The following is a 22441-nucleotide window of genomic DNA, read 5'->3' as shown; positions in this document are numbered from 1 at the left end:
GGCCGGCCTCACCAGACGGCACGTACCCGCCAACTCGCTTGTGTTTTCGGATCGTTTACGGTCAGAGCTCGTCGAATTCGCCGATCCAGGTGTCTTCCAGGTCGCCGGTGGTCTCTTCGGTGTGCCGGACGCGGAACACGGACAGTGTGCGGCCCTTGCGGAGCAGCGGGGTGACGCGCTGGAGGGCGAGCCGCGTACGACCTTCCCAGGCGAAGGCACCGGGGTGGCGCGACACCGTCCGCCCCCTCTCTCGTTCTTCGCCCCTGGTGCGACGGAGAACGCTGCCGCTTTCCCTCGCCGGCTCCCGCGCCCCTCATCTGCCGGTGCGGAATGAGCCATTGCCGGTCTGCCCTCTGAACCTCGGCCTGATGGCGCTCACGGACCGCCCGCAGCCCGTTACACGGGGTGTACGCCCATGCCGGAGGCAATGACGGCGGCTCCCGGAGAGCGGAGGGTTCCGGCCGGGAGGGCGGCCGACGGGGCCCAGTGGGTGCAGACGGGGCGCCGCGCGGTCTCCTAGCCTCCCTCGCCATGCGCCTCACACACCTGAGACGGATCGCCCTCGCCGCGGTCCTCGCCATCGCCGTCGCCCTCCTCGGACTGGCCCAGCCGGCCGCTGCCGACACACCCGACCTGACCTTCACCGTCGATCAGCCAGTCGCGGCTCCGGGCTCCACCGTGAACCTGACGATGACGCTCACCAACAACCAGGCCACCGACGTCGCGTTCGTCTATCAGTCGATTCAGCCGACCTGGGCCACATCACAACGCAGCGATCTGAAGTACTCGTTCACTTCGTGCACCTCCGAGGGCGCCACGTGTACCGGCACCGGCACGACCGGGCTCGGAGTGAACTACGCCCTCCCCCTCGCCCCGGGCGCCAGCCGCACCGTCACTCTCACGTTCCAGATCGCCCCCGACTCCGGCTGCAACGGCAGCATCTCGTTCTACTCGTACCTCTACTACGAGTACAACGGACACCAGAGCGCCAAGGACGGCATCCACAACACCCCTGTCACCCAGGTGGACTGCCCTCCCGCTCCGCAACCGGGCTCCTCGAACGCAGACCACTCCTGACCCCAAGTGCCAGCGAGCAGGGCAGGCGACCCCGACAGAAACACACCGGGGCCGCCTGCCCTGCCCCCCGTGCGGCCGCAGCGCGGGACAACCAGCGCAGCCCCAGCCGACAGTCCCTGGGGCGAGCTTGCCGCAGGGTTCTGGTCGGCGCTCAACAACGGAAAGCGGGGCCGTTCTGCTTGGTGAGGTTGTCGTTGGACATCCAGCCCGATGTGTTGGTGCCGGCGATCCGCATGTACGTCCAGGTGTGGCCGTGGGAGCTGACGACGTAGCAGTGGTACCAGACCTTTGCTCCTGATTGGGTCTGTGCCACGTCGGAGCATGTCGCGTACGGCCCGGCCCCGGCCCAACTGCCCGGTCACCCGGTAACGCCCGCCTATGACCGTGCCGAACAGCTCCCCGCCGTTCGTATCCCCCGTCGTCGCCCTCGCCCCGTTCCGCTCCGTCACGCGTCGTTGGTCTGTCTTTCACGTCCACGACCTGGCGGCACCACAGTAGGCGGTGGGCCCAAGGGCGAACGCGTGAGGTGGCGTTGTCGACGTGGGGCGGGCTCCGGGGACAGGAGCATCAAGTGAGCCGGTCAGCCGGTGCGCACCGCCGTGACTGTGAAGCGTTCGACCTCGGCGATGTGCCCGCCGGTGGAGGCGACAACCGTGAGCACCGGGTCGCGGGCGCCGGAGAAGGGCACCGAGTGTTTCCAGGGCTGGCCGTTGCCGCCCGCCGAGATGCAGCACGCGGTGCCCAACGGCGCCGCGGACGACGGTTGGCGTACCTGCACGCGGATGCTCTCGTCCACGCCGGTGATCCGCCCACCCACCAGCATCGGGGAACGCACGAGCGCCCCGTATCCGGGCATGGTCATGGAGAACGTCGTGTCGTCGGTACCCACGACCTCCCACGGGGCGTCCGGGCCGGTGCCGTACCGCACGAGGTGGACAATCGCCGCGGTGCCGCCCTCGGACCCGAGCAGTGCGACGCCGATGCGGGCGTGCGGACCCTTGACGGTGTGCGCGGAGATTCGGCCGATGTCCCGGAAGCCGAGGTAGCCCTGGGTGAAGGACAGTGCGGTCCGGTCCGGGTCGAGATGCCAGGGCTGGTGTCCCCCGGAGCGATAGTCACGCTGCCACGCCTGGGCCTCGGCGAGCGTGGCGAACGGCCACATCGGCTGGAGGCGCCCGGAGCCGAGCGCCGGCGCGCTGCCGCCGGGTGCGGGCGTGGTCGGCGCTTGTGTGTCCGGCAATGTGGTCGCCGACGGGGCCGAGGGAACGGGCGTGGTGGGCGACAGCGACGGCGAGGACGTCCCCGGTGCGGCGGAAGGCGATCCCGACGCGTCCGGGGGCCCGCCAGAACTCCCGCAGGCGGTGAGCATCAGGCCGGTCACGGCTGTTGCGGCGAAGAGTCGGAATGGGAGCCAGATGTTCATAGGTGCCCCAAAAAACGTGTACCGACCGCCGGTACGGTCTGTGCGCCTATCGTGCCACCAGTCCGGTTCGCGTCACAGACCCCCGGCCCGGTCGTGTCCCCGTAGGCCGAGCGCCCATCGGGTGCTGCTGGGCGATGGCTCGCCCGCGAGGGTGATCGTCGGCGAGCCGGGCATTGTCGTAGCGGCACTCCCCACCACGTAGCGCCGCCCATCGAGGCCTCGGCGCCCCCGGCCCACCAGGTCGCCCGCCTGGGCAGCTGTTACGGAACCGTCTTCTTTCCCCGTGCAACTACTACGTCCCCGCTGCCGTCTACCAGGCGGAACTCGCAACACGCCCGCATAAGGAGTCGACAGCCGTGGGGGACATACGCCGACGAGGAGTCGTCACACTCGGGATCACCGCGCTGGTGGCCCCGCTCACTCTGGCCATGGGAAGCACGACCGCTCAGGCGGCCTCGTGCACAACGCAGACCGGGGCGTACCAGAAGCAGGTCGAGAAGTTCCTCGGCCGCCCGGTGGACGGAAAGCAGTCGGCCGCCGACTGTAAGGCGATCCAGGCATTCCAGACGAAGCACTCGATCAGCCCGAACGCCGGACTGGCGGGACCCATCACCTGGGGCGTCATGGATCTCATGAACAAGCAGAAAGCCGTCGGGAAGAACCCGAACAAGTCCGGCAAGTGCCCCACAAACAAGGGCCGCGTCGCCTGCGTCGACCTGACACTCCAGCTCAGCTGGATCCAGGACGGCGAGAAGTTGGTGTACGGGCCGGTCGCGGTGCGTACCGGCCGCGACGGACACGAGACGCGGACCGGCCTGAAGAAGATCTACTGGCGCGACATCGACCACGTGTCCACCCTCTACAACGTGCCGATGCCGTACAGCCAGTTCTTCGACGGCGGCCAGGCCTTCCACTCCGTGGGCATCAGCGTCTGGGCACCGCCCGGCTCGCACGGGTGCGTGAACATGACCAAGAGCGACGCCGCCAAGTACTGGAGCCTGCTCCGTAACGGCGACGACGTCTTCGTCTACGGCCGCAAGCCGGGAACCTGAGACACCTCACGCCCCGGCAGTGCCCGTACAAGCGTCGCCCGGAGGGGGCCGGAACCATGTTCCGGCCCCCGCCCAAGGCCGGCGACAACGGATGCCGCCCTGCAGGCGGCGCACGGTCAACTCCTCCCCCGACGAGCTCGTGGCGATGGGCATCTGCGCTGGTACAAGGCGTGATACTGACCCCACGCGCCCGATTTGGGTGGATTTCATGCTGGGTTCACGACGCAGGAGTGCATGCCGATGGATCTGAACCTCACTGACAAGGTCGCCGTCGTCACTGGTGCCAGCAAGGGCATTGGCTTGGCCGTCGCCGAGGCGCTCGGCCGTGAAGGCGCGCGTGTTGTCGCCGGCCAGCCGTACTGAGACGCCTGAGCTTGCGGCGCTGCGCGAGAGGTACGACGTCGCCTTCACCCCCGTCGATCTGGCCACCGCCGACGGTGCGGGCCTGCTGGTCCAGGCTGCAGCGGACCGACACGGCAGGATCGACCTGCTGGTCAACAACCTCGGCGCGACCCGCCCCCGCTCCGGCTTCCTGGACGTCGATGACGCCGAGTGGGAACGGGCCTTCGATCTGACGTTCTTCAGTGCGGTCCGCGCCAGCCGTGCCTCGCTGCCGCATCTACTCGCCGACGGCGGCGGGGCAATCGTCAACATCAGTTCCATCAACGCCCGGCTGCCCTTCTCCATGGTGGTGGATTACTCAGCGGCCAAAGCCGCGTTGAGCAACCTCACCAAGGCTTTGTCAGAGGAGTTCGCCCCGCGCGGCGTACGCGTCAACGCCATCGCTCCGGGGCCGGTCCGGATCCCGTTCTGGACCGACCCCGGCGGATTCGCCGACGCCGTCGCCGCCGGCGCGGGCAGTACCGCCGAGGAGGCCCTGGGCGAGGTCGTGCCCCGGCAGATGGGCATCTCCACCGGACGGATCACCGAGCCCCAGGAGGTGGCCGACCTCGCTGTCTTCCTGGCCTCCCCCCGCGCCGGCAACATCACCGGTGCCGAATTCGTCATCGACGGCGGCCAGATCAAGACCACCTGACCGGTCACAAACCATGTCCGGGTGATGCTGCCCCACGCCACTCCGGCCCGAGGTGTGCGGTGGTCAGCGGAATACGGTATCCGTTCCTATTGCCTCCACCGCATCCAACTCGTCCAGCCGGGACTGGAGATGCGTGTTGCGGTTTTCCGGTCACAGCCGGGCACCCGTACGTGGACGTTCCAATACGCTCACAGGCCCGTGCCCCCAGGTGCGACTCTTAATCTGCGCGGCAGCGGCCGGCGCAGAGCACCACATTCGTATGATCGAGATCCGGACAGACATCGCGCGGATTGCGCACAACCAGCGCTCTCGAAAACCGGGTTCACCTCCCCGCATCCGGCAGGCGCGGCGAGGCCCGCAGCTCCGGCGCGATTCCGCCGAGGAAGGTCCCATCCCTCCAGCCCGCTCCGGTATTCCGCGCCGAACTCGCCGGCATCCTGCCGCAATACCGGCAGCCGGTTTTCGGCCATCACGCTCGGCAACACCCCTGTAACCACAGAGTGGTGATCATCACAGGCTCGTGGCGCCAGACCCCCCTGAGCAGTGCGCTAACGTCATCGGGCGGCGCACCGAAGTCGGGGATTTCATGAACCATGACCAGGCCCGGCTCGGCGATGAAGCCGGAATCAATTGAGGCTTTCACCCCGTCAGCGCGTCGCGTGAACAAGGAATCACCAGGAGAGGTTTATGAATAAGAGTCGATTAGAGTCCATCGGGACGTATCTCCCCTCGGCTGTTATGAGTACTCCGGAACTCCTCACCCACATGGAGAAATCTCCGGAATTCGACCTCTTCAAGATTACCGGAATGGCCGAGCGCCGCGTCGCGAACGACACTGCCGACCTCCCCGAGGACTGCCTCACGATGGCAGTCTCGGCAGCCCGCGACTGCCTGGATCGCTCGCGCTACGCCCCGGCCGAGATCGACGTCGTGATTTCCTGCTCCATCAGCCGCACGACGGACGGCCGGCGCCACCAGTTCGAGCCGTCATTCGCCCACCGCATCGCCAAGGAGATCGGCGCGATCTCCGCCATTCACTTCGATGTCTCCAACGCCTGCGCGGGCATGATGACCGGCGTCTACCTGCTGGACCGGATGATCCGCTCCGGTGAAGTGCGCAACGGCCTGGTGCTCAGTGGGGAGCACATCACTCCGATCGCCTTCACTGCCGCACGCGAGATGGAGGACAGCCGGGACCCCCAGTTCGCGTCCCTCTCCGTGGGCGACTCGGCCGTCGCCGTGATGGTCGATCGCGCCACCGACGAAGCAGACGTGATCCACGACATCGAGCTGATGACCTGCTCGGAGTACTCGCATCTGTGCCTGGGCATGCCCAGTGACGACACCGGCGATCTGGCCATGTACACGAACAACAAAGAGATGCACGCCCAGGACAGGCTCTCGCTGTGGCCGACGTTCCACCGCGACAAGCTGGCCGAAGACGGTCGCCAATTCGCTGACGAGGGATACGACTTCGTCGTCCAGCACCAGGTCGGCAGCCGGTTCATCGACTTCATGAACCACGTGGGCGAGAACATCTTCGACACACCGATGCCGCAGACGCTCTCGGTCGTCGAGAAGTTCGCCAACACCGCGACCACCTCCCACTACCTGGTACTCCACCAGGCACTGGCGGAAAGCCGAATACCCAAGGGGTCCAAGATCCTCCTGGTACCCGCCGCCTCGGGTGTGGTGACCGGTTTCCTGTCCGCGACCGTCTCCTCCCTGGAGGTATGACCATGGCCACCGTCATCACCTCCACCGCCCTCAGCCCGGCCGACGACACCGGCAGCGCGATCGGGTACGCGGCATCGGCCGGCAGCGCCTGCCTGGAACAAGCCGGGCTCACCGCCGCGGACGTCGACGTCCTGATCAACGTCGGTGTCTACCGCGACTCCAACATCTCCGAACCGTCCGTCGCCGCGCTCATCCAAAAGCGCATCGGTATCAACCTGGAATACCTGCACGCCCCCGACAGGCGGGCCGCGTTCTCGTTCGACCTCATGAACGGCGCCTGCGGCATGCTCAACGCCGTCCAGGCGGCCGGTGCCCTGCTGGCAACCGGGAGCGCCCGCCGGGTGTTGGTGGTCTCCGCCGACACGCATCCCTCGATGGACCCGTCGAAGGCGGGTACTGCAGAGTTCCCGTACGCGAGCACCGGCGCGGCGCTGCTGCTGGAACGCACCGACGACGCCCGTGGCTTCGGCCGGGTGCACCACCGATCGGCGCCGGGGGCACACGGCGTCAACGGGTATCTGCCGCTGCACGAGGCCGGCTCCGAAGGGCGTAACACCATCGTCGTCGACCGCGACAGCGGCGTCCTGGAGCTGATGCTCGACCTGGCCGTCGACTCCGTACTCGGCTGCCTCGCGGCCGAGGAGGGCACCGACGCCGACGGAGCGACAGCGGTACTCGACCGCACGCTCCTGATCACATCCCAGCCGTCGCCCGACTTCCCCGCCCAGCTCGCCAAGCGCCTGGGAGTGGCATCCGATGCCGCCGTCACCGTCGAAGGGGTGCAGGGCGACCCGCACACCTCGGCACTCGCCTACGGCTGGCGACAGGCGCAAGACGCGGGCAGGCTCGCGGGCTTCGACCGGATCCTCTTCCTCGCCGTTGGCGCCGGGCTGAGTTCGGCAGCCTCCCTCTACCACCTGGCCGGCGACAGCGACGGAGCGGCGCGCTGATGCCTGGCACCACAACCGGACTGCGCCAGGACGCGTTCCTGACCGAACTGCTTGCCTGGCACGCCGTCCGCACGCCCGACAAGCCGGCCGTCATCCACCCGGACGGCGACCGGATGGAGTCGGCCGGCCGACCTGCCTACGCCTCGGTCGGCTACGCCGAATTCGCCGCCTGCGTCACCGCCTGCGCCGCCGCACTGGAAGAGCACGGCATCCGCCGCGGCACCCGTACAGCCCTGCTGGTGACTCCGGGCGTCGATCTGCTGACGCTGGTCTTCGCTCTGCTGCACGTCGGCGCGGTTCCGGTGGTGGTCGATCCCGGCATGGGGCTGAACCGCATGCTGGACTGCCTGCACCGGGTGGGTGTCCAGGCATTCATCGGCGTACCGGCCGCACACATCCTGCGGCGCCTGCGCCCGCGTGCCTTTGCCGGAGTGCGGAGCCTGATCAAGGTGGGCGGCGGGAGCGGCACCGCACTGGAGGAGTTGACCGCCCTCGGTGCGGGCCTGCCGCAGTTGCCTCCGTTGGAGTCCGGGCCCGACGACCTCGCACTGATCGGCTACACCACCGGCAGTACCGGCCCGGCCAAGCCGGTCGAGCTGACCGTCGGCATGCTGCGGGGCATGGCGTACGGCGTCGAAAAGGGCCACTTCACCGCCGACATGACAAGCACCCTGGTCACCCTGCCCCTGATGGGCGTGTTCGACCTCGCGGCGGGCCGCACGGCCGTGGTGCCGAAGATGAACATGGGCCGGGTCGGCGCCGCCGACCCGGCGCTGCTGACCGACGCGATCCAACGCTTCTCCGTCAACGCCATGTTCGCCTCCCCCGCGCTGCTGGGTCCGCTCTCGGCCCATCTGGCAGCGACCGGCACCCACGTGCCGTCGCTGCACATGATCGTCTCCGGTGGCGCACCGGTGAGCCCCGAGCTGATGGGCGCGCTGCGCGCCGTACTGCCCGACGAGGCACGTGTGTTCAGCACCTACGGGGCGACCGAGGCGCTGCCGATAGCACTGGTGGAGAGCAGAGAAGCGCTGGCCGGGCCGGCCGCCGGCCCGGCTGAGGGCCTGGGTGTCTGTGTCGGCCGGCCCGCACCTGGCACAGCGGTGCGCACCATCGCGGTCAGCGACGGGCCGGTCCCCCGATGGACCCGCAAACTGCCGGTGGCAGTCGGTGAGATGGGCGAAATCGTGGTCAGCGGTGAGGCGGTCAGCCCGCGCTATTTCCAAACGCCCCAAGCCGACGCCGAGCACAAGATCCAGGACGGCGAGCGCCGTTGGCATCGCACCGGTGATGTCGGGTGGATCGACGGTGAGGGAAGGATCTGGTTCTGCGGGCGCAAGAGCCACCGGGTCCGCGCCGCCGACGGCGACCTGCACACGGTGCGCTGCGAGAGCGTCTTCAACACCCACCCGCAGGTGAAGCGCACGGCGCTGGTGGGCTTCGGCCCCCACGGCGAGCAGCGGCCGGTGCTGTGCGTGGAGCTGGCACCGGGCACCGACCGTAAGCAATGGGCCCGGATCGAGGGCGAGTTGCTCGAACTGGGCGCGCGCAGCCCCATGACCAAGGCGATCGCGGACTTCCTGCCGCACCCCGCGTTTCCCGTCGACGTCCGCCACAACGCCAAGATCCGCCGGGAGCTGCTGGCCGGATGGGCCGACGACCAGCTCACCGGAAGTCGTCGCCCAACGGCGGCCGACCGGGCGCTGCGCACCGTCCCGCTGCTCGGGTGGGCGTACCTGGCGGCCTGGCCGATGCTGCCCCTGGACCATGTCGCGCTGACCGCTCTGTGGTGGGTCGACGCCTTCCTGAGCGTTGTCGTCCACGCGGTCCAGATACCGTCCGCGCTCCGCGCGGAGCAGGAACTCGCCACCGGGCGCAAACCATGGGCGACAGCCGCGCTCACGATGCTCTTCGGAGCCACGTGGTGGCGGACACAGCTCCGCAAGAGGAAGGGCGCTTCCGCATGAAGGTGCTGGTGACGGGCGCATCCGGGTTCCTCGGCAGCCATATCGTCGACGCCTGTGTACGCGCCGGCGACAAAGTGCGGGTGCTGGTGCGCAAAGAGAGCGACCTGAGCTATCTGCGCACCGTTGCAGGTGTCGAGTTCGCGTACGGCGACCTGCGCGACGCCTCCTCCATACGCCGGGCGATGGTCGGGATCGATGCGGTGCACCACAGCGCGGCGCGGGTCACCGACAGGGGCACCCGCGTCCAGTTCTGGGACGAGAACGTCTCGGGCACGGAGCGCCTCATGTCGGCCGCCCAGGAAGCCGGGGCACAACGCTTCGTCTTCATCAGCAGCCCCAGCGCACTGATGAGCATCAAGGGCGGCGACCGGCTCGACATCGACGAGAGCGAGCACTTCCCCGCACGCCACCTCAACCTCTACTCGGAGACCAAGGCCGCCGCGGAGCGCCTGGTGCTGGCCGCGGACCGCGCGGACTTCACCACCGTCGCGCTGCGCCCGCGCGCCGTGTGGGGCCCGCGCGACCACTCCGGTTTCATGCCGCGGCTACTCGCGAAGATGATGACGGGCAGCCTGCCCGACCTCTCCGGGGGCAGGCCGGTGTACGCCTCGCTGTGCTATTGCGAGAACGCCGCCGATGCCTGTGTGCGGGCGGCGCGTGCCGACGGCGTTGGCGGCAGGGCGTACTTCATAGCCGACGGACAGCCGGTGGAGATCTGGAGCACGCTCGCCGGCCTCGCCGAACGGTTCGGAGGCAGGCCTCCGACCAAGCGCGTCTCCCACAGCCTCCTACGCGCAATCGCCTTCACGGCGGACATGGTCTGGAAACTGCCGCCGCTCGCCAAGCACTCCTCGCCTCCGCTCTCCCGCTACTCGCTGGCGCTGCTGACCCGTTCGGCGACATATGACATATCGGCGGCGCGGCGGGATCTGGCGGCGCCGCGGGTGGGCCACGAAGCCGGGATGGCTCAACTGGAGGCCTGGATCAACAGCATCGGCGGCGTCAACGAGTTCATCCGGAAGGTGAAATAGCCATGACTGCGCAGCATGCCGCCACGGGCATTGGTCCTGGGGCCGGTACTGGGAGCAGCACCGCCTTCCGTCGGCCCGTCTCACCGACCGAGTGGTCCTATCTGGCCGCAGCCCGTCTGGGTGAGCTACTGGTGCTCCAGCTGGTGGTCGAGGGCACCGGGCCGATCGACGCCCTGGCCTTGAGCCGCGCCGTGGCGCAGGCCTCGGCGTCGTGCCCGGGCTCGCGCCTGGTACGCCGCGGCAGGATGTGGGTCGACAGCGGCCTGCCGGCCCGGATCGTGGTCGCCGATGGCCGGGCCTTCGACCGCAGTACGCTCACCGGCTTGCCGGAGCTCACCGGCCAGCTGGCCGACGCGGAAGGCCGCTCCGGCTGCGAGGTTCTGCTACTCACCGGCGAACCCAGCACCGTGGTGTTCCGCGCCTCCCACGCCGTGATGGACCTCAAGGGCACGGCGATCTGGGCCGCCGAGGTCTTCCGCGCTCTGCGTGGTGAACCGCTGCACGGCGCCGCCGGTTCCCTGGCCGACTACCAGTTGCTGGACACGCTCGGCCGCCCCGGGCAGCGGCCCCGCCTCGGCCTCGACCAGCGCTCGCCGCTGCCCGGCCGGCCGGGCAGCGGCTCAGTGTGGCGGCGGCGTACGGTTCCGGGCCGACACGCGGCGCTGGCCGCGAAGGTGGCGGCGGCGGTTGCCGGTGCCGTCGGTGGTTCCGCGGCCCGGATCATGGTCCCGGTGGATCTGCGGCGGCACGTCCCGACCGTGTCGTCGACGGCCAACCTGGCGCTGCCGGTGTTCCTCGACGTCCCGGCCGGCCAAGGCACGGATGCGGTGCACCGGCGGTTGCTCAACGCTCTGGCCGAGCGCCGGGAACTGGCGGCCGGGGCGGAGACGGCGCTCGCCCGGCTGCCGCTGCCCGCAGCCGCAGCACTGGTCGGGGCTTCGCGCGCCGCCGCGTACGCCCGGCACCGGTATCTGGCGTCGGCAATCGTGTCCAACGCCGGCCGACTGGCGCTCGAGGAATTCAGCACTGGGGAGTTCACGGCGGCGACCGTGTACGCCCTGCCGGTGCATGCCCCCCTGGTTCCTGTCAGCATCGCACTGCTCGAACTGCCCGAGCACACCGAACTGGTGATCTCAGCCCGCGGGGCCGCGGACGTCGGCGAGCGCTGCGAGTCGCTGCTGGACCGGATCGAGACCGCGCTGGGCACGGCCGTGCCAGTCTCGTGCGCGCCGCCGGCGGCACCGCCTCGCGAGCCCGGCGCCGCCGACCGACTGCTCGCACCCGGACCTGACGGGCTTCCGCCGCTGGACACCACAGTGGTGCAGCTGTTCCGGGCGCAGGCCGCCCGGCGGCCCGAGGCACCCGCAGTGATCGGCGGCAGCCATTCGTGGTCGTACGGGGATCTGGACCGCCGCTCGGACTCCGTCGCGGCCGTGCTGCTCGCCCGGGGGGTCAAGCGCGGCGAGGTGGTCGGTGTGCTGGCCGACCGCTCGGCGCTCGGCCTGGCCGGGGTCTGGGGTGTCCTCAAGGCAGGCGCCGCGTTCTTGCCCATGGACATCCGCAATCCGGCGCAGCGGGTCAAGGAGTTGCTGCACGACGCTCAGGTCCGCTTCTGTCTGACGGACGCTGCCTCTGCCGACACGGCGGAGGGGGCCGACTGCACAACGATCCTCCTCGAGGAAGTGGGCAGCGACCACACCACGCTCGACGGGCAGGCGCACGGCGTCCTGGCCGCTGCCGCTCCGGACCCGGACGATCTGGCGTATGTGATCTACACCTCCGGTTCCACCGGGAAGCCCAAGGGCGTCCAGATCGAGCACCGGAGCCTCGTCAACGTGGTCGGCTGGATAGCCCCGTTTCTGCGCTGCGACGAGCAGACCCGGCTCGCGTACTCCTTCTCGCCCGGCTTCGACCTCTCGATGATGCAGATCTTCCCGCCGCTGCTGCACGGTGGCGCCGTCGTACCAGTGCCCGGCGAGCTCGACCCCGTCAAACTGCGTGAGATGTTCTCGGGGCTGCAAGCCAACACCCTGGCGCTGACCCCGACCCACCTCGAGCTCGCCGCCCGGCTCGGCCTCCGACCGGACGGCATCCGCGCGCTCCATCTCGGCGGCGAGAACCTCACCACGGCCAGCAGCCAGTGGGCACGCACGTCGTTCGGGCCCGACTGTCTGATCGTCAATATCTACGGCCCCACCGAGGCGACGGTGGCCTGTACGGTCGCCGTCGTCGGTGACGACGCCACACGCGCCTCCACACCGATCGGAGTGCCGGTGCACCGCACCTCTGTGGCCGTGCTGGACGAGCAGCGGAACGATGTCCGGGACGGCGAGTTGGGCGAGCTCTATGTAACGGGTGTTCAACTGGCCCGCGGCTACCTCGGCCGCCCCGACCTGACGGCCGACCGCTTCGTCTACCTCCCGGACGGCCGGCGCGCCTACCGGACCGGCGACCTGGTGCAGCAACTGCCGGACGGGCAGCTCGAGTACGCGGGCCGGATCGACACGCAGGTCAAGATCCGGGGTCACCGGGTCGAGCCGGCCGAGGTCGAGGCGGCGCTCACCGCGCTGCCGGACATCGCACAGGCCGCCGTGGTCGCGCGCCGCAGGCACCACACCGGCCCGCAGGCACTGTGCGCCTACGTGGTCCCCGCCGAGGGTGCGGCGCCCCTCGACGAGGCAACCGTACGGGCGGAGTTGGGGCGTACGCTGCCGTCCCACCTGGTGCCCTCGGTGGTGTGTACGGTGCCCGGGCTGCCGGAGACGGCCAGCGGCAAGACCGACCGCAACGCGCTGCCGAATCCTTTCGACGAAGAAGCCGAAGCAGCCGACGAAGCCGCAGGGCCCGGGAAGCCGGTCGCCTCGGGAGCGCCCGCCGCGAACCCCACGGACACAAGGCCCCCCGGGGCCCTCCCTGCTCCGGGAGGCGGCACTGCGGCGGTGACCGCCGGGATCTGGTCCCGCATCCTGCACTGCGATGCCACTCGCCTCGATGCCTCCTCCGACTTCCATGCACTGGGCGGCGACTCTCTCGCCGTCCTGGAGATGCTGGCCGCGCTCGGCGACGAACTGCTGGGACAGTCCATGGAGCAGCAGTTCCTGACCCAGCTCGGTTCCCTGAGCGAGAATCTGACGCTCGGCCGGGTCGTCGAGACCGTCGACGCGCTGCGGAGCACGTCGTGATCTTCGTCGGTGAGGGCGCGCTGCTCTGGCGCGCCGTACAGCACACTCTGGACAGCGGCCTGGCCGTGGACCTGGTCTGCGGCCCTGCCGCCGCGCGGACGGCTCGGCCCGACGTGCCCTTCCTGGCCGCCACGGACGTCAACACCGTCGCTGCCGAACTGGCCGCCGCCAGCACGGACGGCCTTGTCTGGTCGGTCAACAACCGGATGATCTTCCGCGCTCCGGTCCTCTCCACCGGGCTGCGCATCCTGAACGTCCACCACGGCCCGCTACCTGCCTATCGGGGGCTGCCCGAGGTGGCTCTGGTGTACGCGATGCTGCGCGGCGAGCGGGAGTTCTCCGCGACACTCCACCAGGTGGACGAGGGCATCGACACGGGCCGTACGCTGGCCGCCGAGCCCTATCCGATCGGCCCGAACGACCCGTACCACGTGGTGCTGCGCCGCGGTTTACAAACCTGCCACCACCTCTTCGAGCGCTGCCTGCCCCTCGCCGCAGCCGACCCTGAGTGGATCGGCGAGCCCACCCCACCCATGGGGGCCGACGGCGGCGGCTACTTCGGCCGCGAGGCACTGATCCGTCTGCCCGAGCACCGCAGTAACCCGAATTTCGGGCGCGCCACCGACCTGGGTTTCCTGGCCGGCTACCTCCCGGAGCTCGCCGCAGCGTTGGCATGAAGCCGGGCAGCCATCCGCACCGGCCGCGGGCAGCGGCTGGGTCCGGGCAGGCGGCGAGCCCCCGGCCCAGGACGCGCACCCCCTGCTCGGCTTCCCCGACGGCCGGCTGGAGGGAGCGGCCGCGGTGAGTACTCCTCAGCCGCCGCTCAAGGGGGTGTCCGGGGCGACATGGTTGGCGACCGAGATCAAGAGCTCGGTGCTGAAATTCTTGGCGGTGTTGCTGCCGATCCCTTGTGTCGCGACCGTCGCGATCGCGATCTTCTTGGAAGGCAGATAGGCGATCGTTCCCTGATAGCCGGCGAATGACGGATTCTGCAGGAGCCAGGTGTTCTGCACGGCCAGCCCAAGGGCATAGGAGACTGTCGGCGACAGCTTCGATACGGGTGTGATCTGTACCTTGTGCGACTCGGGCGTCAGCAACTTCCCCTCGCCCAGCGCCATCACCGACTTCCCCATATCTTCCAACGTTCCCGTCATGACCGCTCCCGGGGCCAGCGTCCATGACGGATTCCAGTAGGTGGAGTCCTCGAATACGCCCCGTTCACTGTCGAAGGCATGGAGTACCGGGGCGGTGATCTCCGCCGTTGACGGGTTTTCGGTCTGGGTCAAGCCGAGGGGCTTCAGGATGTCATTCCGCATCACTTCCGCCAGGGGCTTCTTCTCCACTTTCGAGATGATGTCACCAAGGATCACCCAATTGGCGTGCGAGTACACGAAACCCGTTCCCGGGGTTTTCTCGAGCGGCTTGGAGACGGAGATTTTCACCAGTTCTTCCGCCGTCCATTGCCGGAACGGATTCTTGTAGAGCTCGGCCAAGAACTCACGATCCCGGACATAGTCCGAGTATCCAGAGGTGGTAGAGGCCAGCATCTTCAGTGTGATCTCGTCCGCGTGCGGAAGGTCGGGGCGCCACCGAGAAATCTTGTCGTCAAGCTCAACCTTGCCCTCGTCGACGAGCATGAGAATTTCCGTCGTCAAATAGGGAATCGCAACCGAGCCAATCCGGAAATGCATGTCCGTCGAAACAGGAACGCCCGTCATCGACTCCCCTGAAGCGGCATTCGAAATTCTCTTGCCGTCGACCCATATCCCTGCCATGGCTGCACTGAGTTTGTACTTCTTCAGGGATTCTTCGACCTGCTTTTTCGTGAAGTCGGCGGTGTCGGCCGGAATGCACGTGCCGCCTTGAGAGATCTGGCCGGACGGACACGCCTTCGCAGCGCTCGCGGCCTCACCGTCGACGCAACCCGCCAGCGAAGCACCCAAAAGCAATTGCAGCAACGTGAGGGTGACTACCTTGGGTGTACGCACGGTGGAGCCTCCATGCAAGGTCGAAGGACGCCGGCCCTGCGATCCCCACTTGTCGCCGTTGAGGGCCTCGTTTCGCATGCTAACCGTCGGTGTCAGCCGGCGCGCTTCAGAGGATTTCCAGGAGCTCCTCAGAACCGCACCGCACCTCTAAGCCGACATGGGGCTTGCGAAACGGCCCTCCACAGGGCGCCCGGCACCGCAGCCTGGCGGAAACTGAAAGCAGGGAGCACGGAGCCGTGAGGAGGAGACATGACCGAGAGCACCATGGGCGACGAGGTCTACCAGCCGGACGGGTCCGAGGTGCAGGACGATGCCGGGCTGCTGGACGCCGAGGACACACTCGAGGATCCGGCGCTGCAGATCCTCTCCGACGGGTACTCCCCGCCGGAGCGACCGTGGGCCGTGGACCGGGTGGGCACCACCGCAGCGGAGCAGCACCGGGGCGAGAGCCTTGAGGAGCGGCTGGCCGAGGAGGCACCGGACGTCACTGTTCCCACGGGCGATGGGCTGGGGGACGCCTCGGATACCGACGGCGAGCTGATCGACGACGAGGTCGGGGCGGACCGCGCAGGGCGGCTTGTGGCCCCTGACGAGGGGGCCCACTCCGACCTGGAGAAGGAGCTGGTCGCTACCGACGTCGGCATTGACGGCGCCGCCTCGGCGGAGGAGGCGGCGATGCATGTGATCCCGGAATCCGAGCAGTTCTGATCTGCGCAAGGCTCGGCTCGGCGCTCGACCGAGCGCCCACCGCGGGGCGTCCGACAGAGACTCCGGCGTCAGCGTTCCTCACGGAACAGAACGTGCCGGCCGACGGTGGCGTCGTACTTGCGCAGGAGCAGGCGGTCGGGGTCGTTGCGCCGGCTCTTGCGGGTGGCATAGGTCTGACCGGTCCCGGCAGTCGACCGCAGGGTGATGACCGGTCGGGTGTCGCTTCGTGCCATGGGGTGCCTCCCGGCGATTCCACTGGACCCATCCCATAAGAGGGATGGTTTTCGTTTTCATCGATGCGCTGACGGCAGTAACGAACCACGACTCCGCCGCATTCCCGGGGGCCGCCACGCTTCGGTGGTGTCCCCCGGAAGGCTCACGGGTTCGGCGGTCCCCAGCCGGCGGATGGCCCGCCGGTGAGCTGCAACAGGCTGCCTCCAGAGAGCGGCCGGGCAGCAGATCGGCGACACCGAAACCACTCCCCCGATCGGCCCGTTTGTCGCGCCATCGAGCGGTTGCGGCCGACGTGACGGCATGTGTCACTGGACAAGATCGCGCAATCAACTCATTCGGAAGGATTCGCCGTGGCTGATCGCTTCGTCGACGGAGGCAATGCCGTCGCTGTCTGGTCCGACTTCTGTGCCGTATCACCCAGTCCGGAGCTGCGCGAACGGGTGCAGCAAGAGCTGCAGAGGATCCGTTCCAGCGAGTCGGATCTCGCAAGCCAGATAGGTGTGAGCCATACGCCGCGCCGGCTCGGCTTCGACGACGGCACCATCCTTCCGCCGGACGAATTCCCTCTCGGCACGCCTCTCGCCGCCATCAAGGCCGCGGCCGCCGAGCGTGAGCCACTGAGTGGGACTGTGCGGGTCGTGGTCGTCCTGGCGGACTTCTCCGACAAGCAGATGACGGCCACCACGGAGCACTTCGAGCAGCTGTTCTTCTCGACCGGAGTACTCCCGCACGGAAGCGTGCGGGAATACTTCAAAGAAGTGACACACGGTCTGGTCGACATTGTGGGTGAGGTCGTCGGGCCGGTACGGATGCCGAAGAAGCTCTCCTGGTACGCCAACCACAGTTTCGGTATCGGCCGTCCGGGCGGCGAGGCCCGTGCGAACATCATGGCCCGGGACGCCGCCATGAGCGCCGACCCTGCAATCAACTTCGCCCCGTACGACAACGACGGCAACGGCTTTGTCGACGCCTTCATCGTCGTGCACGCCGGGGCGGGCGGCGAAGCCACCGGCGTCCCCGGCGACATCTGGTCGCACAAGTGGGTGCTCCCCAGCGCCTACAACGCAGACGGCGCGAAGATCTTCGCCTATCTCACCATCCCCGAGGACGCCAAGATCGGTGTCTGCGCTCACGAGCTGGGTCACCTGCTCTTCGGTTTCCCCGACCTCTACGACATCGACGGCACCTCCGAAGGTGTCGGCAACTGGTGCCTCATGGGCGCCGGATCGTGGGGCGGTGGCGGCGATGTGCCGGTGCATCCATCCGCGTGGTGCAAGGTCAACCAGGGATGGGCCTCCACGACCAACGTCACGGGCACCGGAACGTTGTCGATCCCGGACGTGAAGACCGGCTTCCAGGTGCACCGGGTCTGGACGGACGGCAGGCCCGGAGCTGAGTACTTCCTGGTCGAGAACCGCCAGCGCACGGGATACGACGTCTCGCTGCCGGGTGACGGACTGCTGATCTGGCACGTCGACGAGCACCAGCAGGACAACTCCGACGAGAGCCACTACAAAGTGGGCCTGGTCCAGGCCGACAACAGATGCGAACTCGAAGAGAGCGGCAACCGCGGCGACAACGGCGACCCCTACCCGGGCAGCACCGGCAACACGTCCTTCACCGCGACCAGCATGCCCAGCTCCAAGTCCTACGCGGGTGCCACAACCGGAGTGTCCATCACCGACATCTCCGCCTCCGCCGCCACGATGACGGCCACCGTGGATGTGACCCGCGCCGCGCCCGTCAAGGAGATGCGCAAGAGTCGCGCCCGTGCGGGCGTGGGCCTGCACAATGGGACGGCCGCCGCCGGACTGCCTGAAACGATCCACGACCTGCAGGTACGGCTTGCCGTGGTCGAGCAGGCCCTCGCGGGAGATGTCTGGAGGAACATCGAGCCGTTCATCAACGGTGGCCTGCGGCCCGAGTTGGACGGTGTGGAATCGGCGGGAACACCGCAGATGGCCACGACGGCCGGCGACGCACACACCAAGCGGCAGTACGACACTCTGCCGCCTCGGTGACCGCCACGGTCGTCGTCCTGGCCGACGTGCAGGACGAGGGAGCGGCGGCGGTCACCAACGCCGTCGCCGCTCGCCTCGGCGGACACCACGTGCTCGCCGTCCGTCCTGCCGACCTCGCTCGCGCGCGGTGGAGCCAGCGGATCAGCGAGTGCGGTGCCGTGACCACACGTGTGGTCCTGCCCGGTGGGCGGATCCTCGACGACCACGGCATTGGTGCGGTCCTCCACCGACTGCCCGGCGTGCCCCTCGGCGCGTTCCGCATGGCGAGGGTGCAGGACCGTGCATACGCACGCGCCGAGCTGAACGCGCTCGTTGCCGCCTGGTTGCTCGGACTGGCAGGGCGGGTCGTCGGCTCCCTCTGCGCCTACGGCACCGCGCCCGGTCGGCTGTCCGCCGTGGCAGCGCAGGCGCACGCTTCGCGGTGCGGCCTGCCCGTCGTCCGGCACAGTCACGGAGCGGTGCCCGCCCCGCAGGGACCGACTGCACGCCCGCTGCACGTCACCCGAAGCGGGCGCCTGCTGGTGGTGGGAGCCGACGTCGTCGGAAGCCTGGCCGAGCGCTACGGAACTGCCTGCCGCCGCCTGGCCGGCCGCCTCGGGACGGACCTCCTGGAGGTGCGCTTCACCGAGGCGGAGATGTCACACGTGGCCGCGGACGTCGATCTGCGCCCTCCGCTGGACCAGCCGGAGCACGCCTCGGCCGTGGCCGATCTGCTGATCGGTCTCGCCGAGCGCACAACACCCGGCGGTCCCCGTTGATCGCGTTCTACGGACGCCGGGACGACGAACCGCTCGCCCTGGCTGTCAAGGCCGCTCACGACGCCGGGATCGACCACCTCGTGATTGACCAGGAACGGCTCGACGACTTCGACCTGAATCCGACCCAGGGCGCCGACGGTTGTGGCAGCCGGCTTCGAGTGAACGGGCGAGAGGTGCCATCCGCGCACATCACGGCCGTGTATGCGCGCCCCTTGGCCGCGCGCACGGCATCCGCTGACAGGTCGTCACCCTCCCGGTGCGCCGCTGTCCACCAGGAGTGGCTCGACTGGCTGGACACGGCCGACGCCTTTGTCGTCAATCGGCCATGTCGCATGGCATCCAATGCTTCCAAGCCTTACCAGGCGCAGCTCATCGCCCGATTCGGATTCCTCGTCCCCGACACTCTGATCACGAGCGATCCGGACGAGGTCCGGTTGTTCCGTGAACGCCACGGCCGGGTCGTCTACAAGTCCGTCAGCGGCATCCGGTCCGTCGTCCGGGAGCTCACCGCCGCGGACGAACCGCGGCTGCACCTTGTCCGAGGCCTCCCCACGCAGTTCCAGGCCTACGTGCCCGGACACGACATACGCGTGCATGTCGTGGGCCGACAGACCTACGCCGCACAGGTCACCAGTGGCGCCATCGACTACCGGTACTCCGTGGGCGACGGTGGGCAGACGAGCCTCAGCAGGGCCGATCTGCCGGACGCGGTCGCTCGGCGCTGCGTTCGGCTGGCGGCGATGCTCGGCCTACCGTTCGCCGGCATCGACCTGCGTCGCCGGCCCGACGGCTCATGGGTGTGTTTCGAGGTCAACACCATGCCCGCCTACAGTTACTACGAAGCACGGGCAGGGTTGCCCATCTCCGCCGCGCTGGTGCGCCTGCTCGCCGACGTACGCCTTCACACTTCCACTGAGACGTGAGAACGATGGTGCAAGCAGTCGAAAACCTCACGGTTCTGACCACCCGTCTGATCGAATCCGGCCCCTGTCCGCGATTGGCGGGCTGGGACCGGGTGGTGGTGGACGTCCTCGGCGCCGAACCGGTACCCGGATACGCCGACCTGTTGTCACAGCGCGTCGGAGAGCGCCTGGAAATGGGCGTTCTCCACGAACTGATGCAGGGCGTGGCGCCAGGGGCAACCATTCGTCTTCGGGCCAGATTGGCCCTGGGCGAAGTCATGGCCGAATCCCACCCCGCCCCCGGCTCTTTCACGGTCGAACCGCCCTCATGATCCGTCAGTTCGTGAACGGACAGCGGACAGCGGACCGCGAACGCCACGTACCACCACAGGCAGAGCGACTCCTACGTCAAAGGCCTCCGCCCCGCCCCTACGAACGGGCGGGCTGGTTGGCGATCAGCAGAGTGGTGCCGGCCGGGCGGAAGCCCAGGCGGGCGTAGATACGGGCGACGGCCTCCTCCGCGTAGGCGAGGAAGATGGTGCGCACGCCGTGGTCGCGGGCATGGGCGGCCAGGGCCGCCGCGACGGCGGCGCCGAGGCCTTGGCGGCGGGCGGTGGGAAGCGTGCCGATGCCGCCGATCTCGGTAGTGCCGTTGGCCGGGTGATAGTGGCCCACGGCGAGCGGGGTGCCGTCGGGGGCGAGGGCAGCGACGACCGTCTTGTGACCGGCGCGGATGGTGGGGCGGGTCGTTGCCACCGTGCCGTCCGCCGTGAGCCTCTCGGCGGCCACCGCCAGTTCCGGGCGACCCATAGAACCGACCGCGGTGCCCTCTTCGGCGAAGGCCAGACGGGGGACGGCGAGGGCGGCCGGCAGGGCCGGGTCGTCGGCTTCCAGGGCGCGGATCGTGACGCCCTCGGGCAGGGACTGCGGGGGCAGCGGGTGGTGTGGGTCGAGGGCCATCAACGGGCGTTCCGTCACCGGGAGGCCCGCGGCCTCGATGCGGGCGCGCAGCGACGGCGCCACCTCGGCGAGCCACTCGAAGGCCTCCGGCACGCCGAGCTCACGCTGCCGGGCGCGCACCCGGGCGATGTCGGCGATGGTGACCGTCGCCGATCCTGCCGAGGTGGGCTGAGCGTGGTTCGGGCCGCCGTAGTACGGGGCGCCTGCTGCTTTTCGTACAAACAAGCGCAGAGGGCCGAACTCCTCTGCGTCGGCGAACATCAGCGGCACGGTGGCGTAGTACTGCTCGATGCAGGCACGCAGGGAAAGATCACTCACGCCGCGCATCTCATCACGGGGCGGCGCCGCACCGCATCCGGAATTGCGGTCCGGGGCGACCGCCCGGCCCAGTTGCCGGTTGACCCGGTCCCACTGCTCGTCCGACACGATCCACGGCGAGGTCCCACACCGAGCCGAGCGCTCAACTCCCGCTACGGGCACGGCCATCAGGGACTATCCACCTCATTGTGTGAGCCGTTCTTAGTGGCGAGCAATCGCCCCGGCAAGGCGGCACTTCTGACGGGACGGACACTTCGCGTCTGCTGCTGGATCACGGTTGCGCCTTCAAAGAAATTGGCAGGAGCGCCGGGATGCAAAGCGACAAGAGCGGGAGCAGAATCGAAGAAGTGCGGACTCGGTGCATCCGGATCCGTCCACCAGCGGCACCGCTGAACACTTCGAGATCACGGGCCATGCGCAGTGATCAGCCCTCGCGGTCCGTTCTCATCCCGCGAATCCAAGGCACATCCAAGAAAGTCATGAGGTATTTCGCCATGACCAATGGCCCGATATCGTTCGATTCCCCGGCTCCGCTGCAGAACTTCGAGCCGGCTGTTGACCTGCTCCGCGAGGCACCGGAGGAGGAGGCCCGTAGCGGCCTCGACACAAGAGTCCCTGACAGCGACATGTCGGCGGTTCCGCAGCCTCCCATCGCGTCAGCGGAAGACATACCACGAACCACTCTCGCGGCGCGGTGGCAGGAACACATAGAGGCATCCGGACAAGAGGGAGGCTGAGCATGCCGTACTTCCGCAACAATCATTCCTCCACGATCCAGGTGGTCGGCATGTACTTCGACCCGCAGGCATGCGGGTCGTACGGAAACTACCGGACCAAGGGCTGGTGGCGCATCAAGCCCTATGAGCGCGTACTGCTCGCACCCAACAATCAGCAGTACTTCTACTGGTACGCCGAGTCCGATGACGGGCACATGTGGCAGGGCCAGTACGGTCCGGTGTACACGTATGTCTACGCATTCGATTCCTGTCTCAATATCGGCTCAACCGCCGCCTGGAAGACAGTGACGATGCGCCAGCACGACACCAGCGCCTGGCCCGGTGGCGTGAACGTGGATGTGTGACGCGTTCCGCAACGAC

General features: G+C 68.5%; 20 protein-coding genes and 1 pseudogene. 15 read left to right on the top strand and 6 right to left on the bottom strand.

What is annotated here, in order from left to right:
- Positions 1–61: 61 nt before the first annotated feature.
- Positions 62–235, bottom strand: coding sequence for a DUF6333 family protein (locus ACFYXH_RS21270; RefSeq protein ID WP_389565063.1), 174 nt, complete (start codon positions 233–235; stop codon positions 62–64).
- Between the two features lie 296 nt (positions 236–531).
- Here ACFYXH_RS21270 and ACFYXH_RS21265 point away from each other — a divergent pair, with 296 nt between their 5' ends.
- Entirely contained in the window at positions 532–1077 is a 546-nt protein-coding gene (locus ACFYXH_RS21265; protein WP_389565060.1) for a hypothetical protein, read from the top strand.
- Between the two features lie 151 nt (positions 1078–1228).
- Here ACFYXH_RS21265 and ACFYXH_RS21260 read toward each other — a convergent pair whose 3' ends face one another.
- Both ACFYXH_RS21260 and ACFYXH_RS21255 read right to left on the bottom strand, forming a co-directional pair.
- Positions 1229–1390 carry a hypothetical protein gene (locus ACFYXH_RS21260; protein WP_389565057.1) on the bottom strand — a complete coding sequence of 54 codons (162 nt, stop codon included), beginning with the start codon at positions 1388–1390 and terminating at the stop codon, positions 1229–1231.
- Between the two features lie 267 nt (positions 1391–1657).
- On the bottom strand, positions 1658–2317 hold the full coding sequence (locus tag ACFYXH_RS21255; RefSeq protein WP_389565055.1) for a hypothetical protein: 660 nt from the start codon (positions 2315–2317) through the stop codon (positions 1658–1660).
- A gap of 539 nt (positions 2318–2856) precedes the next feature.
- Between ACFYXH_RS21255 and ACFYXH_RS21250 the strand changes: the two genes are divergently transcribed.
- The 8 genes and pseudogenes from ACFYXH_RS21250 to ACFYXH_RS21215 all read left to right on the top strand — a co-directional run bounded on the left by ACFYXH_RS21250 (position 2857) and on the right by ACFYXH_RS21215 (position 14132).
- Complete coding sequence (locus tag ACFYXH_RS21250) at positions 2857–3552, top strand: L,D-transpeptidase (protein WP_389565052.1); 696 nt, start codon at positions 2857–2859, stop codon at positions 3550–3552.
- A 240-nt stretch (positions 3553–3792) separates the two neighbouring features.
- Positions 3793–4588: pseudogene (locus ACFYXH_RS21245) on the top strand (oxidoreductase).
- 738 nt (positions 4589–5326) lie between these two features.
- Positions 5327–6325, top strand: a complete 999-nt coding sequence (locus ACFYXH_RS21240) for a 3-oxoacyl-ACP synthase III family protein (RefSeq protein ID WP_389565049.1) — start codon at positions 5327–5329, stop codon at positions 6323–6325.
- A 2-nt stretch (positions 6326–6327) separates the two neighbouring features.
- Positions 6328–7275 carry a hypothetical protein gene (locus ACFYXH_RS21235; RefSeq protein WP_389565046.1) on the top strand — a complete coding sequence of 316 codons (948 nt, stop codon included), beginning with the start codon at positions 6328–6330 and terminating at the stop codon, positions 7273–7275.
- Positions 7275–9242, top strand: a complete 1968-nt coding sequence (locus tag ACFYXH_RS21230) for a fatty acid CoA ligase family protein (RefSeq protein ID WP_389565043.1) — start codon at positions 7275–7277, stop codon at positions 9240–9242. The genes ACFYXH_RS21235 and ACFYXH_RS21230 overlap by 1 nt, the downstream gene beginning before the upstream one ends.
- The gene (locus ACFYXH_RS21225) at positions 9239–10273 is read left to right on the top strand and encodes an NAD-dependent epimerase/dehydratase family protein (RefSeq protein WP_389565040.1); all 1035 of its coding nucleotides are present in this window, start codon (positions 9239–9241) and stop codon (positions 10271–10273) included. Before ACFYXH_RS21230 ends, ACFYXH_RS21225 begins: the two co-directional genes overlap by 4 nt.
- Positions 10274–10275: 2 nt before the next feature.
- Positions 10276–13455, top strand: a complete 3180-nt coding sequence (locus ACFYXH_RS21220; RefSeq protein WP_389565037.1) for a non-ribosomal peptide synthetase — start codon at positions 10276–10278, stop codon at positions 13453–13455.
- Entirely contained in the window at positions 13452–14132 is a 681-nt protein-coding gene (locus ACFYXH_RS21215; protein WP_389565033.1) for a formyltransferase family protein, read from the top strand. The genes ACFYXH_RS21220 and ACFYXH_RS21215 overlap by 4 nt, the downstream gene beginning before the upstream one ends.
- Positions 14133–14267: 135 nt before the next feature.
- On the opposite strand, the gene ACFYXH_RS21210 is transcribed toward ACFYXH_RS21215, so the two are convergent.
- Positions 14268–15443 (bottom strand): serine hydrolase domain-containing protein, encoded by a 1176-nt coding sequence (locus ACFYXH_RS21210; protein ID WP_389565030.1) that lies wholly within the window; start codon positions 15441–15443, stop codon positions 14268–14270.
- A gap of 249 nt (positions 15444–15692) precedes the next feature.
- Between ACFYXH_RS21210 and ACFYXH_RS21205 the strand changes: the two genes are divergently transcribed.
- Positions 15693–16151: a DUF5709 domain-containing protein gene (locus ACFYXH_RS21205; RefSeq protein WP_389565027.1), complete on the top strand. Its 459-nt coding sequence runs from the start codon at positions 15693–15695 to the stop codon at positions 16149–16151.
- Positions 16152–16219: 68 nt separating this feature from the next.
- Here the strand turns inward: ACFYXH_RS21205 and rpmG are convergent, their stop codons facing one another.
- On the bottom strand, positions 16220–16384 hold the full coding sequence (gene rpmG, locus ACFYXH_RS21200; RefSeq protein WP_389565024.1) for a 50S ribosomal protein L33: 165 nt from the start codon (positions 16382–16384) through the stop codon (positions 16220–16222).
- A gap of 351 nt (positions 16385–16735) precedes the next feature.
- Between rpmG and ACFYXH_RS21195 the strand changes: the two genes are divergently transcribed.
- The 4 genes from ACFYXH_RS21195 (at position 16736) to ACFYXH_RS21180 (ending at position 20398) form a co-directional block, all read left to right on the top strand.
- The gene (locus tag ACFYXH_RS21195) at positions 16736–18406 is read left to right on the top strand and encodes a M6 family metalloprotease domain-containing protein (RefSeq protein WP_389565021.1); all 1671 of its coding nucleotides are present in this window, start codon (positions 16736–16738) and stop codon (positions 18404–18406) included.
- Positions 18403–19164, top strand: a complete 762-nt coding sequence (locus ACFYXH_RS21190) for a hypothetical protein (RefSeq protein ID WP_389565018.1) — start codon at positions 18403–18405, stop codon at positions 19162–19164. The genes ACFYXH_RS21195 and ACFYXH_RS21190 overlap by 4 nt, the downstream gene beginning before the upstream one ends.
- A 332-nt stretch (positions 19165–19496) precedes the next feature.
- Positions 19497–20087, top strand: coding sequence for a RimK family alpha-L-glutamate ligase (locus ACFYXH_RS21185; protein ID WP_389565015.1), 591 nt, complete (start codon positions 19497–19499; stop codon positions 20085–20087).
- A gap of 5 nt (positions 20088–20092) precedes the next feature.
- Positions 20093–20398 carry a hypothetical protein gene (locus ACFYXH_RS21180; RefSeq protein WP_389565012.1) on the top strand — a complete coding sequence of 102 codons (306 nt, stop codon included), beginning with the start codon at positions 20093–20095 and terminating at the stop codon, positions 20396–20398.
- Between the two features lie 97 nt (positions 20399–20495).
- Here ACFYXH_RS21180 and ACFYXH_RS21175 read toward each other — a convergent pair whose 3' ends face one another.
- Complete coding sequence (locus ACFYXH_RS21175; RefSeq protein WP_389565788.1) at positions 20496–21353, bottom strand: GNAT family N-acetyltransferase; 858 nt, start codon at positions 21351–21353, stop codon at positions 20496–20498.
- A 730-nt stretch (positions 21354–22083) separates the two neighbouring features.
- On the opposite strand from ACFYXH_RS21175, the gene ACFYXH_RS21170 reads away from it, so the two are divergent.
- Positions 22084–22425 carry a hypothetical protein gene (locus ACFYXH_RS21170; RefSeq protein WP_389565009.1) on the top strand — a complete coding sequence of 114 codons (342 nt, stop codon included), beginning with the start codon at positions 22084–22086 and terminating at the stop codon, positions 22423–22425.
- Positions 22426–22441 lie beyond the last annotated feature (16 nt).

Origin of the sequence: Streptomyces sp. NPDC002730 (genome assembly GCF_042888805.1) — a bacterium.
In the GTDB taxonomy this organism is placed as follows: domain Bacteria; phylum Actinomycetota; class Actinomycetes; order Streptomycetales; family Streptomycetaceae; genus Streptomyces.
The sequence above is the reverse complement of the archived record's forward strand: the minus strand, read 5'-3'. Positions and strand labels throughout refer to the sequence as shown.

What these genes read in the sequence shown, in the direction of transcription:
- ACFYXH_RS21265 (WP_389565060.1), top strand. Translation starts at nt 532, where the DNA reads ATGCGCCTCACACACCTGAGACGGATCGCCCTCGCCGCGGTCCTCGCC.
- ACFYXH_RS21240 (WP_389565049.1), top strand. Translation starts at nt 5,327, where the DNA reads ATGAGTACTCCGGAACTCCTCACCCACATGGAGAAATCTCCGGAATTC.
- ACFYXH_RS21235 (WP_389565046.1), top strand. Translation starts at nt 6,328, where the DNA reads ATGGCCACCGTCATCACCTCCACCGCCCTCAGCCCGGCCGACGACACC.
- ACFYXH_RS21230 (WP_389565043.1), top strand. Translation starts at nt 7,275, where the DNA reads ATGCCTGGCACCACAACCGGACTGCGCCAGGACGCGTTCCTGACCGAA.
- ACFYXH_RS21225 (WP_389565040.1), top strand. Translation starts at nt 9,239, where the DNA reads ATGAAGGTGCTGGTGACGGGCGCATCCGGGTTCCTCGGCAGCCATATC.
- ACFYXH_RS21220 (WP_389565037.1), top strand. Translation starts at nt 10,276, where the DNA reads ATGACTGCGCAGCATGCCGCCACGGGCATTGGTCCTGGGGCCGGTACT.
- ACFYXH_RS21205 (WP_389565027.1), top strand. Translation starts at nt 15,693, where the DNA reads ATGACCGAGAGCACCATGGGCGACGAGGTCTACCAGCCGGACGGGTCC.
- rpmG (WP_389565024.1), bottom strand. Translation starts at nt 16,384, where the DNA reads ATGGCACGAAGCGACACCCGACCGGTCATCACCCTGCGGTCGACTGCC.
- ACFYXH_RS21185 (WP_389565015.1), top strand. Translation starts at nt 19,497, where the DNA reads ATGGCATCCAATGCTTCCAAGCCTTACCAGGCGCAGCTCATCGCCCGA.
- ACFYXH_RS21180 (WP_389565012.1), top strand. Translation starts at nt 20,093, where the DNA reads ATGGTGCAAGCAGTCGAAAACCTCACGGTTCTGACCACCCGTCTGATC.
- ACFYXH_RS21175 (WP_389565788.1), bottom strand. Translation starts at nt 21,353, where the DNA reads ATGCGCGGCGTGAGTGATCTTTCCCTGCGTGCCTGCATCGAGCAGTAC.
- ACFYXH_RS21170 (WP_389565009.1), top strand. Translation starts at nt 22,084, where the DNA reads ATGCCGTACTTCCGCAACAATCATTCCTCCACGATCCAGGTGGTCGGC.